The sequence below is a fragment of the Desulfosarcina variabilis str. Montpellier genome (assembly GCF_048565275.1).
Classification (GTDB): Bacteria; Desulfobacterota; Desulfobacteria; order Desulfobacterales; family Desulfosarcinaceae; genus Desulfosarcina; species Desulfosarcina variabilis.
This window is the reverse complement of record NZ_CP159846.1, coordinates 3,100,619-3,113,606: the sequence shown is the minus strand read 5'-3', so window position 1 is coordinate 3,113,606 and position 12,988 is coordinate 3,100,619. Positions and strand designations below refer to the sequence as shown.

9 protein-coding genes are annotated in these 12,988 nt (G+C 54.4%); 1 reads left to right on the top strand and 8 read right to left on the bottom strand.

Features of this window, described 5'->3' with window-relative positions; genetic code table 11:
• Positions 1 to 5 precede the first annotated feature (5 nt).
• The 4 genes from Dvar_RS13835 to Dvar_RS13820 all read right to left on the bottom strand — a co-directional run bounded on the left by Dvar_RS13835 (position 6) and on the right by Dvar_RS13820 (position 3,607).
• Positions 6 to 971: a TAXI family TRAP transporter solute-binding subunit gene (locus Dvar_RS13835; RefSeq protein WP_419662290.1), complete on the bottom strand. Its 966-nt coding sequence runs from the start codon at positions 969 to 971 to the stop codon at positions 6 to 8.
• A gap of 33 nt (positions 972 to 1,004) precedes the next feature.
• The gene (locus Dvar_RS13830; RefSeq protein WP_419662289.1) at positions 1,005 to 1,772 is read right to left on the bottom strand and encodes a CoA-transferase subunit beta; all 768 of its coding nucleotides are present in this window, start codon (positions 1,770 to 1,772) and stop codon (positions 1,005 to 1,007) included.
• 13 nt (positions 1,773 to 1,785) lie between these two features.
• Entirely contained in the window at positions 1,786 to 2,763 is a 978-nt protein-coding gene (locus Dvar_RS13825) for a CoA transferase subunit A (protein ID WP_419662288.1), read from the bottom strand.
• A gap of 415 nt (positions 2,764 to 3,178) precedes the next feature.
• Positions 3,179 to 3,607: a hypothetical protein gene (locus tag Dvar_RS13820; RefSeq protein WP_419662287.1), complete on the bottom strand. Its 429-nt coding sequence runs from the start codon at positions 3,605 to 3,607 to the stop codon at positions 3,179 to 3,181.
• Between the two features lie 254 nt (positions 3,608 to 3,861).
• Here Dvar_RS13820 and Dvar_RS13815 point away from each other — a divergent pair, with 254 nt between their 5' ends.
• Positions 3,862 to 4,929 (top strand): hypothetical protein, encoded by a 1,068-nt coding sequence (locus Dvar_RS13815; protein ID WP_419662286.1) that lies wholly within the window; start codon positions 3,862 to 3,864, stop codon positions 4,927 to 4,929.
• 33 nt (positions 4,930 to 4,962) lie between these two features.
• Here the strand turns inward: Dvar_RS13815 and Dvar_RS13810 are convergent, their stop codons facing one another.
• The 4 genes from Dvar_RS13810 to Dvar_RS13795 form a co-directional block, all read right to left on the bottom strand.
• The gene (locus Dvar_RS13810; protein ID WP_419662285.1) at positions 4,963 to 5,931 is read right to left on the bottom strand and encodes an ABC transporter substrate-binding protein; all 969 of its coding nucleotides are present in this window, start codon (positions 5,929 to 5,931) and stop codon (positions 4,963 to 4,965) included.
• Between the two features lie 191 nt (positions 5,932 to 6,122).
• Complete coding sequence (locus Dvar_RS13805) at positions 6,123 to 7,508, bottom strand: sigma-54-dependent transcriptional regulator (RefSeq protein WP_419662284.1); 1,386 nt, start codon at positions 7,506 to 7,508, stop codon at positions 6,123 to 6,125.
• 168 nt (positions 7,509 to 7,676) lie between these two features.
• Positions 7,677 to 9,887 carry an ATP-binding protein gene (locus Dvar_RS13800; protein ID WP_419662283.1) on the bottom strand — a complete coding sequence of 737 codons (2,211 nt, stop codon included), beginning with the start codon at positions 9,885 to 9,887 and terminating at the stop codon, positions 7,677 to 7,679.
• Between the two features lie 211 nt (positions 9,888 to 10,098).
• A complete protein-coding gene (locus tag Dvar_RS13795; protein ID WP_419662282.1) occupies positions 10,099 to 12,936 on the bottom strand; it encodes an FAD-binding and (Fe-S)-binding domain-containing protein in 2,838 nt (945 codons plus the stop codon).
• Positions 12,937 to 12,988: the final 52 nt, after the last annotated feature.

Below are 12,988 nucleotides of genomic sequence, written 5' to 3'. Positions count from 1 at the left end.
CGAAGTTACAGGACACCTTTCTCGCGGAAGTACTTGATTGCCCCCGGATGAAGATCGATAGGCGTCTTGATGGCATTTTCCAGGGTAATCTGGTTGGCCACCTGATGGACCTCGAGAAGTTTTTTCTGGCTTTCAAAAATGGTTTTGACCATATTGTACACGAGATCTTCGGGCAGGTCCTTTCGGCACACCAAAACGTTCTGGACACCTACGGCCGGGGTATCCTCAGTGATGCCGCCGATTCCACCATAGCTTTTGGCGGTCACGGTCACCGACGAGTAGTATGGATAGGCAGAGAGCGTCTGCTTGATTTCTTCGTTAGATAGAGGGATAAAACGAACCTTGCGGGTGGAGCCCAGATCGAGAACCGCCGACGCAGGAATGGCCACGGCCATGAAGCCGGCCTCTACCACGCCGTCGCGCAGGCCCATGGCAGTTTCGGAAAAAGAGAGAAATGCCGGTTTGATGTCTTCATAGGTGATGCCCAGTTGCTCGAGCATGTTTTTGGCCATGTTTTCCGTACCGCTGCCAAAGGCGCCAAGGGAGATCTTGGTTCCTTTGAGATCGGCGATGCTGCGGACGTTTGACTTATCCAGCACCAGGATGTGCATGGGCGATGGATAGGCGGCCATCATGGCTACGATGGGCAGTTTGCCCCGTTCCTTGAACTTTCCTTGGCCGATGAAGGCATCGTAACAGACCCCGGCCATGGCAAATCCCATTTCGGCCCGTCCCCGTCCCACCAGGTTACAGTTCTCCACCGATCCGCCGGTGGATTCGGCCGAGACATTGGATATGCCTTTCTTGGTCAACACATCGGCAATCCCGCCACCCAGCGGATAATACACCCCGCCGGTGCCACCGGTGAGAATCGTCATGTACTTGTACGATGCCGCCTGACCGCTACCCGCGCCGATCAGGGTAGCCACTGCTAAGATACAAACGATCAAGATCAATGTCCGAGTGTTCATGTTCTCTCCTTTGCAGTTAGTAAATTTTCTTCTTCATCCTAAGATTAGCCGTTGCGGATCACACCGATTCCTGAGAATATGAAGCTCCCGGGCGGAAGGCGGCTGTGTCTCGGCTGCCCGTGAACAATCCACCCGAAAGCCCATGTTTTCCTGAACATCATCCGCACTGATTCCCGGGTAGCACTCGGCCAAAAACATTTGCCGCGTATCTGGATCAAAGCGCATCACAGCCATGTCGGTGATCACCGCCGAGGGGCCGCCACCGGTCAATCCGGCCTCTTGACGTCCATCGGGACCATCCAGCCATCCCGGGCTGGTCAAATAATCCAGCTGTTTGACAAATTTTCTCTTCTCATGCTTCATGAAAATGATCGTGCGGCTGACGAACGAGGCGACATCATTGGCCCCGCCACTGCCTGAAAAACGAACGGCCGGCTTATCGTAACCCCCGAGGCAGGTGGAATTGAGATTGCCATAACAATCGATCTGGGCCGCCCCTAAAATACCCACCACGCGTTTGCCGGTAAACCGATTCTGCATGGTTCCGAATGCATCGGCCAGACCGCCGTTGACGGCCGTATGGTACATGACCCGCGAGTCGCCCACGGCCAGGGGGACTTCTTCCAGCAGGCTGTCGATGGCACCGGTTTCAAAGAAAATCACGCAGTCCGGTGCGCTGATGTTTTTGGCGGCCATGGCGGCCAGCATGGAAATGCCGGTGCCGCAAAAAATGATGTCCCCGTTTTGAATTTCCCTGGCCGCCACCACGGCCATCATCTCTTTCAAGGTGTAGTCTTGCATGCCCTTCTCCTGATCAACGTCGATCCAAGTTTTTGGCGTATCCGGTTTCAGGATCCGCCTTGATGCTTTTAAGGCTCTGACTGCCGACCTTTTCCAATAGCTGCGCGTGATCGTCGACCCCTAAAACATAGGCGTCTAAATATTCGCTGAACCCGGAATCACTACGGGCATATTCGGCGAATTGATTTAAATACACCGGATCATAATCGTAATACCCTAAACAGGCTGTGGGATAAGCGCCGTGGGGAATGGGCACGACGGCATCGACACAGAAAAAGGGAATGACATTACGGTCTGGATCGGCCTTGATCTCGTCCGTGCTCACCAGTTCTTCACAGGTGACGATCAGGTGCTCGGCGGACTTGGCCTGTTCCACATCGGCAAAGGAAAGCCCAGCAATGCGAGCGTTTCCCAGCGCATCGGCCTTTTGCACATGAATAATGGTGACGTCCGTGGTGATGGCCGGAACAAGCACCACCCGGTTGGCCTCCCCCCACCCGCCAAAGGGATTGTCCATGACAACTATTTTCTCATCCGGAAGACGCACATCGGATTTGCGCAGGTTTTCGGAAAATCCCCACCGGTTGATGATGTCCGATCCCAGCCCCGACCGGCAGGGCAGAAACGGCACGCCCATGGCGCCGGCCATGAACCGCAGGGTCATTTGATAATTGGAATAATCCTCCACCTGAAGCGTCCCTTCCTGGACCGCCTTACGAAACCGAATACAGGTGGGCGCAAACCGACCGGTACCGCCATAGGCGATTTCTAGACGATCGACGCAACCGGCGCCCACCAATTCGTCGACCCCCTGGCCGTTGGAATGGGCATACATGTGCAGTTTTTTTCGCCCCTGGCGGATGATCTCGTAAACGGCCGCCATGGGATTGCGGTTAAGGGTGAATCCTCCGATGGAGATATGCGCACCATCAAAAACGTATCGCGCAACCGCCTCCCTTAAACTTAACAGTTTGCTTTCCTCTTTGCTCAAAACGGTTTCCTCCACAACGCTACGAATTAGGGCCTATCCAAAAAATAGGCAAATTGGGTCGAGCTCAAGGCGCCCGAGAAATGTAACCACAGGCATATATTGGTAACGTGTTATCAATTGTCGTGCCAGTGGACAGTTAGAAGCGGTTCGAAAAGGATTAACTGTTATTTCTTGTTGTTAACTTCAGGCGGGAAATGTTTAAGAAATGCCGGGCGCTCATAGCGTGCGGAAACCGCACGGTGGTTCCGTGCGGAATTGACTCAGTGGTGGACAAACCACTGATTGAGAACTTCGCATAACAGCCACGAATCAATATCTCAAACACCAAGTGAGATGACGGAATGTTAGCAATTGCTAAAAATTGAACGCTTTTTAATTTTTTGGATAGCGCCAACCATTCACAGGCCAGCGCTGATCAGCACTTTCGGGATCGTTTTTTTGCAAGCATTTCCAGAAACATGTTTGCTGCGTGCTTAGCGGACATACCTTCTGAAACGCCCAGTCTGGCGGCTAAGATATTAACCGCAGACACGTTGCCCTCTTCGTAAGTGCTCACCCCGGAACCGATCACAGCCGACATGGAGGCAACGGCAGCGGCGGGGATGCCGTGTTCGTCACATACGGCAAGGCCCGCAATGCCGGCGTTATTTTTGCCCATGCCGGCATCATTTCCGATCAATGCTCCGATTTTGTTGGCAGCGGCGATTTGGCCGACATTGGTGCCACAATGGGACCCGCAAACCAGCACATCACCGCTGTCTTTATCAGTAGCCGCGGTGACTGAATCAGCAATGATCACTTTTCGGTCCCCGGATTGTTTGATAATCGTCGTTTTACCCGCCAATGGATGCTCCCCTTTCTCGAATTGTCTTAGCATCTAATAAGGCATAAAGAAAGTGTCAGTCAAAGCGTCAGCAATTGTAATTATGCTATGTCGAACACCTCCAAGATTACAATTGCTGTGAAAGCGTTGTCCCGCTGGACGGCGGTTCCCTTTCCATTCTATCCGTATTTGACAATTGTATCCATCGATCTGTATAAAGACGCGTATAGCACCGCAATCCTGAAAAAATGTAGAGATTTAAGGAGTCGCTTATAATGAATCAATTTGCCTATTTACGTCCAGTGATGGTTGCGGTGGCTTTCTGCTGCCATCTGATACTGGCATTAAATGTCCAGGCTGATCCGGTAATTGTCGATCACCGCCACACCAACATCACCCGGCTTCCTCAGACAGCCATCGAGGCAGCCAAGGCCAATTTACACATCGCCTATGGCCATACCTCTCACGGCAGTCAATTGACGACAGGCATGACCGGCCTGGTGGCCTTCGCCAACGGCGGCGGCCTGGAATTGACGCTGCCAACGGATATTTTTGCGTGGAACAACGGCGGTAGCGGCGGAGCGCTGGATCTTCACGATTACGCCATGGGCGGCGATGTGGGCTACTATCCCCAGTGGGTCGACAACACCCGGTCCTATCTGGGCGCCAATTCAGATGTGAATGTCATTATCTGGTCCTGGTGCGGGCAGGTGGATGACAAATATGCTGCCGGGACCCTGGAAAGCGAATATCTGACGCCCATGGCCCAACTGGAAGCCGACTATCCGGACGTGACCTTCGTGTATATGACCGGCCATGTGGATATCTGGGACGATGCCGACAACAAAGCCGCCAATCAAATGATTCGCGATTATTGCAATGCCAACGACAAGGTACTATACGATTTTGCCGACATCGAGCACTATGACCCGGACGGCACCTACTTTGAGTACGTTAACGACGATTGCGGTTATTATGATGGTCCGGGCGGCACCCTTTTGGGAAACTGGGCCACCGAATGGCAGAACAGCCATACCGAGGATGTTGACTGGTACAGTTGCGGTTCCGCCCACAGTCAGCCCCTCAATGCCAACCGGAAAGCCTATGCAGCTTGGTGGCTGTGGGCGGTTCTGGGTGGATGGGATGATGGCTCCGCAGGCGATTCAGACGTCAGCGATGATTCGGATTCCAGTGATGATTCCGACGCCAGTGATGATTCCGACGCCAGCGATGATTCCGACGCCAGCGATGATTCCGACGCCAGTGATGAGTCTGACTCCAGCGACGATTCCAGCTCCAGCGACTCCGGAAGTGGTGGCTGTTTTCTGGACAGTCTGCGGTAGCGGCCCGATGAAAATCCATGGTTTCAATTGGTATCAACGAACGATCCGATCGGCCATAATCAGCGTTGACAAGGGAATTTGGATGCCGATGGTTTCGGCGGTACGCATGTTGACCCAAAATTGAAAGTGGTCAAGGGTGGCCGAAGGGATGTTGCCGGGCGGTTCACCGGCCAATACGCGGTTGGCTTTCTGCGCGGCAGCCAGGCCCAGTTCGTAGTAACTGGGCACCAGGCCCAGCAGGATACCATCGTCGGGCACCATGCTTTCCACGGCACTCATGCTGGGAATATTCTGGGTCTTGAGCTGGGTGCCAATCTCGCAGCCCAATGATTTGATCAGTGAGTCGGCCGGAATATAAACCGCATCCACCCTGCCCCGCAGGCCGTTTAATTTTCTCTGGATGTCGGTCTTTCGGGCGATGGGGAAGCCGTGCACACTGAAACCAAACGTATCGCTGAGACGTTCGACCTGCCCCTTCAACGCCAGGGAGTTTTGCTCAAGCGGGTTGAATATGATCCCCAGGCGCTTGAACGCACAGGTATTGATAAAGGCTTTCAACTGCTGGTGAACAGGCACCTGATTGCTCACCCCAACCGCATTGCGCCCTGATTTTTTCCAGGAATCAATGATACCGGTGGCGACCGGCAAGCTGACCACATTGAAAACCACGGGTGTGGTTTTCACTTGGGCCAAAACGATTTGGGTCGCCGTAGTACCGAACACATAAATCAGGTCGACGGGTTTTTGTTGAATACGCCTGATGATCTGATAGAGATTTTCTACGGATTGGGCGGCGTGATACGTTTCAATGGACACGGCGTGGATCTTGCGGTCAAGGCCATCCAAAAATCCCCTTTCAGCCTCGGTCTGGCCCCGCCAGGTAATCATGGCCAGGGTTCGGGTCCGGCTCGATTGGGCGGACGCGACAGGCAAAGCCGCCGGGCCAGCCATCACCACTGCCCCAATCATTACCCATCCGACTATTTTCTCAACCCATGCCATGAAATTTTTCCCTTAGGGTTCGCGCAAAAATAAATTCACAAATTGTCAGTGTTCAGGCGCCCGCTCAGCATGGCGCGAAGACAAAGGAATATCAGGCATATTCCGTGTTTTCGCAACGCCGCTGAGCGGGATGGATGGGCGCTGAAAATGTGAAGTTATTTTTGCGCGAGCCCTTAACACTGATGAACCAATCAATAATCCAACTTCAGCCGGTCCAGCCGCCGCTTAAAGGCAAAACGACTGATGCCCAATCGTTCAGCGGCCAGGGTTTTGTTGCCGCCGGATTCCTTTAGCGCATTTTCGAGCAACTCTTTCTCTACTGCGCCCAGTATCTGATCGATGGGCAGATTGTCAACGGTCTCAGTCGCCTTGAAAAAATCCCGGATGCCTGTAACCTGGCTGCCACGCATCTCCTGGGGTAGATGCTCAATCTCGATGACATTGCCACGGGCAAAAATCACGGCGCGTTCAATGACATTGCGCAGTTCACGGACATTGCCATACCAGGGATGGGAGAGAAAAAGGTCCATGACGGCTTTGGATGGCACTATGATTTCCTTGCCCATTTCCTCGCAGAACGATCCTAAGAAATAATCCACCAGCAGCGGGATGTCCGACTTGCGCTGGCGCAGGGGCGGCAGATGCAGCGAAGCTACGTTGAGGCGGTAGTATAGATCCTGGCGGAAGCGGTGGTCACGCATGGCTTTTTCAAGATCCCGGTTGGTGGCAGCGATGATGCGCGCATCCACCTCCAGGTCCTTGCCGCTGCCCAGGCGCTTGAATTTTTTCTTTTCCAGAAACATGAGCAGCTTGGCCTGCGAAGGCATAGCCATCTCACCGATCTCGTCCAAAAAGATCGTTCCGCCCTCGCCCAGTTCCAGAAGCCCAACTTTCCTGGCCTTGGCATCGGTGAAAGCCCCTTTTTCATAGCCGAACAGTTCGCTTTCCAATAGTGATTCTGGAAAAGCCGTGCAATTGATCTCCACGAACGGGTATTTACTGCGCCGGCTCTTGTAATGGATGGCACTGGCCACCAGATCCTTGCCGGTCCCACTCTCTCCCAGGATCAGCACGTTGCAGTCGTCCGTCCCGGCCAGCAGCTCAATTTTCTCGAAAACCGATTGCATGCTTTCACTCTCTCCCACCAGATTGGCAAACCGGCGGGAGCGTCGCTGCTGGTACTTCAGGTATTCAAACTCACGTTTCTCCTTCTGAGCGTTGAGTGCCTTCTGGATCAACTGTTTCAATTCATGTAGTTCAAAGGGCTTATTGATAAAATTATCCGCTCCGCGCTTGACCGCCTCAACAGTGGTCTGGGTATCGCCGTAGGCGGTCATGATGATCACGGCCGGGTGGTCATCAAAGGTACGTATTTTTTCCAGCACATCGATGCCGCTCATGCCCGGGAGCCTTAAATCCAGAAGAATCAGGTCAGGCCGCGAAACCTGAATCAACTCCAGCGCCGCCTCACCGCTGGCGGCCGTGTCGACTGAGAAACCATCATCCTCCAGATCAATGGTCAGCGACCGGGCGAGTACGGTTTCGTCATCTACTATCAGTATGCGTGGATGGGGCATATATCCTACCTGGTGCCCATCCAGAAACGGCACCTCTCACCCGATTCCGGCGTTAGGCAACAAATTCAAATCCTCAAAATATTAGCAAATATTCCTCCGGTTTGAATTTGTTGCCCGCCTTGGACTCGGGCGAGATGCACCATTTCTGGAAGCGCACTACATAAATATTTACGATTCAACAGTCGGTAACAGGACGATCACATCGGTTCCCCGGCCGGGGATGCTTTCGATGTAGATCACCCCGTTGTTTTCCTCAATCAGTTTATGGGCGATGGACAGCCCCAAGCCGGTACCGGCCGGGTCCGTGGTAAAAAACGGATCGAACACCTTGGCCAGTTTGTTCTCATCGATTCCGCAGCCCGTATCCCGAAACCGCACACGGACATAGCTTTCATACGCATGGACATCATCCATGCCCATGGCCAGCACCCCAACACCCATCCCATCAATATCGTCCATCCGCTGCATGGCAATTTCCAACTGACCGCCCTGAGGCATGGATTTAATGGCATTGAGCAACAGGTTTAAAAATACCTGCTGAATTTGCTCCCGATCAACCATAACCGGGCAAGGACGGCCCACCCACCCGTAGGTTGGTGCGATGCCATTGGTGCGCAATTTTTCGATTGTCAAATCAAGGGCTTTTTCCAGTATGGGCAACAGGTCCTCGGGTTTGAACACCGGCGGTGATGGGCGCGAAAACCGCAACAACTTGGTCACAATTTTATCGAGCCGATTGATTTCATCCAGGATACCAGAGATTAAAATCATTTCACGATCGCCCTGGTTCCGGTTTGCCAGCACCTGCACACTGGTTTTGATGCCCGCCAGGGGATTGCGGATCTCATGGGCCATACCGGCCGACAATTCGCCCAGCGAGGCCAATTTGTCAATCCTGACCATTCGCGTTTCCATGCGTTTACGGTGGGTGATGTCGCGGATATCGGCAATGGCGCCCAAGGTTCGGTTTTCAGAGTCCCTGAGCAGGGTTGTATGTACCTCCAGATATTTGGTTCCGCCATCGCCTGCATCCAGCATCACCTGGTGATGAAGCCTTTTTTTACCTCCCTTAAGGGTTGTTTTCAACAACCCCAACACCTTGGAGAATCCTTCGTCGTTGTCCAGCGGGGCGCAACCACCATTTCCCCGGGGCTCTAAATTCAGGATGCTGGCCGCACTGGCATTGAAGGATGTGGGGTGATTCTGGCCATCAACGGTCAGGATACCGCTGGACACACTTCTCAAAATATTCTCATTGAACGTCTTGAGCGCAATCAACTCATCCCGACCGGACTTGATCGCCTCGGCCATGCTGTTGAATTCGTTTGCCAGGGCGCCCAGCTCTTCACTCGTTTCAACTCTAATTTTATGTTCCAGATCCCCCTGTCCCAATGCGGCGGCCCCTTCGATCAGTCGGCTGATGGGCCGAGTGACGCCGCGGATGAAAAAATAGGCCACAGGGTTGATGAGCGCCAGAACAATGACGACGAGGGTCATCACCCGCTGTCTGAGCCTCAGGATATCGGACAGCAGTTCGGATGCGTTCAGGCTGATGGCCACACTCCAGTCGAGTTCCCGGCAAGGTGCGTAAACGAGGAATTTTTCCAGTCCCATAAAGCGGTAATCGCCAAACCCCGCCTGGCCCTGCCGCATTCTTGCCACATGCGCCTGCAAACGGACATCGCTGTTTTCCATTAATCGATCTTTTAAAATTCGGGTTTTCTCGGGATGATAAATCAGGTATCCCGCATGGTTTTGCAGAAATGCATAACCATTCTCACCGATGGTGAGTGACCGGACATAATCGATAAAGGCTTCGGATTTAATCACGAATACCAGCACACCGATGGGTTGTTGGCGCTGTTTGAAATCATGCACCCTTCTGGCCAGAACGATTTTTGGGGCGGCGTCCACCGCCTGCATGGGATCGAACAGCGCGGCACCATCGGCCAATGTGGCCGAAAACCAGTCGAGCGTCCAGAAATTCATCTGACGACTGTCAATTGTCGTTTCATCCACGGTCAAAATCGACTTCCCCAAAAGATCGACCAGATAGATACGCTGAATATACTGATGCGTCTTCAGATATTCACTCAACAGGCGCTCAACATCGGTCAATCGTTGACCGAATTCATGCTGCAAAAAGGAAAGCTGCAGAAAGGGGGAGTCGGAAAGAAAGGCGATGTCCTTTTTAGCGGTCTGGAAAAAGATATCGAGCTGCTGGGCGGTTTTTTCAACCACATTGCCCAATTGCTCCTTGGTCTGGGATAACAGCGCCCGCGACGCGCTTTCATAGGCCAGATAACCGACGATCAGCATGGGCAGACCGCCGAAGAGGAGCAAAATCACAATGAATTTGGAGCGGATGCTGGAGAACATGGGAGCATGGTTTAAGGTATAAGGTATACGGTTTACGGTTTACGGTTTACGGTCGTTTATCAGGTAACGCCCACCAACGCAACCACTCCGCCCTTCCACCTTCCACCTTCCACCTTCAACCTTCCACCGACAACCGACAACCGACAACCGACAACCGACAACCGCTCTACCAAATATCCCCATAGAACTATATCACTAAATCACTATGCTACTACATCATCAGGCCACCGCCCCCCATCCCCTTCTCCACCACCTCCACCGGATGCATCACCGGCAGGCGCCCCAACGCGGCCATCTGCATCTCGCAGGTGGGACAGTCGGTTACGGCAATATCAGCGCCGGTGGCATCGATACGATCGATCAGGTCCTGGCCAATGCGGCGGCTGAGGGAGTCGTTTTTGGCTGCCAGGCCCCAGGTGCCGGCCATGCCACAGCAATGGCTGTCCAGGGCATCGACGGTGGTGCCCGGCAGGGCCTGCAGCATTTTCAAGCTGCTGTCAGGTTCGGCCTGTATCTTGAGGTGACAAGGCTGATGGTAGGCAAGCTGTGCCGGCCATGGCCGGACAGCACATCGATGCGTGTACATACTGACCAGGCGGCTGAAATGGATCGTTTTTTCGGCAGCCTGATGAACCTGCCGATCGTCCAACAGATCGAGCCAGTCGGTTGTCAGGGCCAGGCCGCACGATGAGCAGGTCACTACAACGTAATCCACACGCTCAAGCAACCCTACCCAGCACGAAAGATTGGCCCGTACCTTTTCCCGAGCCTGACCTACCATCCCCTTGGTGAGCTGGGGCAGCCCGCAGCAATGCTGGGGTGGCGTATAAACGGTCATTCCCAATCGCTCCAGGACCCGCACCAGGGCCTGGCCAATGGCCGGCCGCAGATAGCCGGCATAGCAGCCCGAGAAATAAAGCACCTGGGGTTTTCCACTGCCAACGGTTGACGGGATTTGATCGAAAAGCGAATGGCGGGCAGGCGTTATCATCGGCCGATTGGCGCTGATGCCGGTAAAAAGCTGGCCCGTGCGCCGTAGCCAATCCAGCTTGGCGGCAGGCTTTAGCAAACCGGAAAAGGGTCCGGCACGGCGTCCCAGATCTTCAGCGGCGGTCACCAGCCGGCTGTGCAGAGAGGGGCCAAAGCGCTCGACATACCGCGCCCGGGCTTCGATGGCCATTTTGGGAATATTGACCTCGGATGGGCACTCCCGGCTGCAGCTGCCGCAACCCACGCAGTGATCGATCACATCCTGCAATCGGCGTTCATAGAGCATGGCATCGTCCACAGCACCTGAAATCAGCGCTCGCAGGACATTGGCCTTGGCCTTGGGAGCCGCTGCCTCATGGCGGGTGAATTTGTAGATCGGGCACATGCGCGTGGCCGTGGTCACCGTGGTGCACTTGCTGCAGCCATGGCAGCGCTCGATCTCCGTTTCCCATCCATCCGGCCAGTCGAGCAGCGTTTTCGGCGGGCCGGGACGCCGCCGGTAGTCTGCGCCGTATCGCAGGTGACGGGTCATCTGGTCGGGTGTCGAGGCTGTCTTGATTTCCGGATTGAGCAGATTGTGCGGATCGAGCAGCCGTTTGGCGTCCCTGAAAAGATGGACGATCTGCGGATACTGGCGCTCGATATAGGCGCTGCGCAGCCGGCCGTCGCCATGCTCGCCGGAAACAGCGCCGCCCAGGCCGCTGACCAGTTCGAACACCGCATCGGCAAGAGGTTTGAGGCGTGCAATGTCCGCCGGATTGGTAAGGTCCAGCAACGGCCGGGTGTGCAGCAGGCCTTTGGCAATGTGCCCGTAGACCACAAAGCGCACGCCCTGATCTTCCATGATCTGGTAAATGCCTTTGAAATACTCAACCAGCCGGTCGGTGGGCACCACCGCATCCTCGACCAGGGCCAGGATTTTCTTTTCTCCCTTTAGTTTGTAGAGAATCGGCACGGCTGCCTTGCGAATGGCCCAGAAGCGTTTTTTCTCTTCCGCCGATACGGCCAAGCGGGCGGCCGTAGACAGCTTGTGGGTCTCGATCAGGGTCCTGGCCTGCACGGCCAGGCCTTCGGTTTCAGAAGCCGTATGGCCGTCGAATTCCACCAGCAGGACATTGTCCACCCCTGCAGGAATCCGCGCTTTGAGGACCGGATCACTGTCCCGGGCCAGCTCGAGCAGGGACTTGTCCATCACCTCGATACCTGCCGGCCCCATGGGCAGCAGGTGTTGCACGGCTCTGGCCGATTTCTCAATGTCATCGAAAAATGCCACCACCAGGCTGTCGGCCGCGGGTTTCTCCAAAAGCCGGAACTTCAGGCTGACAGCGATGCCCAGTGTGCCCTCGGCACCGGTGATGAGTTTTTCCAGGTGCAGCTGGTTTTCCCTGACCATCCCGCGCAGGTTATAGCCGGTTACATTATGGCGTACCGGTGGATAGCTCGATTCGATGCGTTCCTGGTTGTTCAGGTACAGCTCGGCAATTTGCCTGAACAGATCCGGCAGGGCGTCCACAGGTCCGGCGCTCAAATCAGTCAGGGTGATCAACTGACCAGTCGACAACACGATATCGGCATCGATCAGGTAGTCGGCCACATTGCCGTACTTGACCGAATGGGCGCCGGACGCATTGGTACCCACCATGCCGCCAAAGCTGGCGTATTCACCACTGGAAGGATCCGGTGGAAAGAAAAGCCCCTGGCCTACAAGCGTTTTTTCCAGCTCACCGAAACGGTAGCCCGGCTCGCAGGTAAAGGTTTTTCCCTTGAGATCCAAATCCATGAGCCGGTTCATGTAACGGGTAAAGTCGACGATTACACCAGTGCCCAGGGCCGAGCCGCACAAACCACTGCCGGCGCCGCGCGGGTGGATTGAAAGTTTGTGCGCCCGGCAAAAATCAACCGTCTTAAGCACATCGACCGTGTTTTTCGGGTAAACAACAGCCGTCGGCTGCCGGTTGAAAATACTGGCATCCGTGGCATGCAGACAGCGGGCGATGACATCGTGCTCGACATCGCCATCAAGCTGTAATGTCAATCTATTAAAGGAAAGTTTGTTCAAAGGACAATTCCGTTGCAAATTTGTCATACAATATGATAATAATATACATATC

Coding starts and splice junctions, on each gene's coding strand:
- Dvar_RS13835 (WP_419662290.1), bottom strand. CDS start 971: ATGAACACTCGGACATTGATCTTGATCGTTTGTATCTTAGCAGTGGCT.
- Dvar_RS13830 (WP_419662289.1), bottom strand. CDS start 1,772: ATGCAAGACTACACCTTGAAAGAGATGATGGCCGTGGTGGCGGCCAGG.
- Dvar_RS13815 (WP_419662286.1), top strand. CDS start 3,862: ATGAATCAATTTGCCTATTTACGTCCAGTGATGGTTGCGGTGGCTTTC.
- Dvar_RS13810 (WP_419662285.1), bottom strand. CDS start 5,931: ATGGCATGGGTTGAGAAAATAGTCGGATGGGTAATGATTGGGGCAGTG.
- Dvar_RS13805 (WP_419662284.1), bottom strand. CDS start 7,508: ATGCCCCATCCACGCATACTGATAGTAGATGACGAAACCGTACTCGCC.
- Dvar_RS13800 (WP_419662283.1), bottom strand. CDS start 9,887: ATGTTCTCCAGCATCCGCTCCAAATTCATTGTGATTTTGCTCCTCTTC.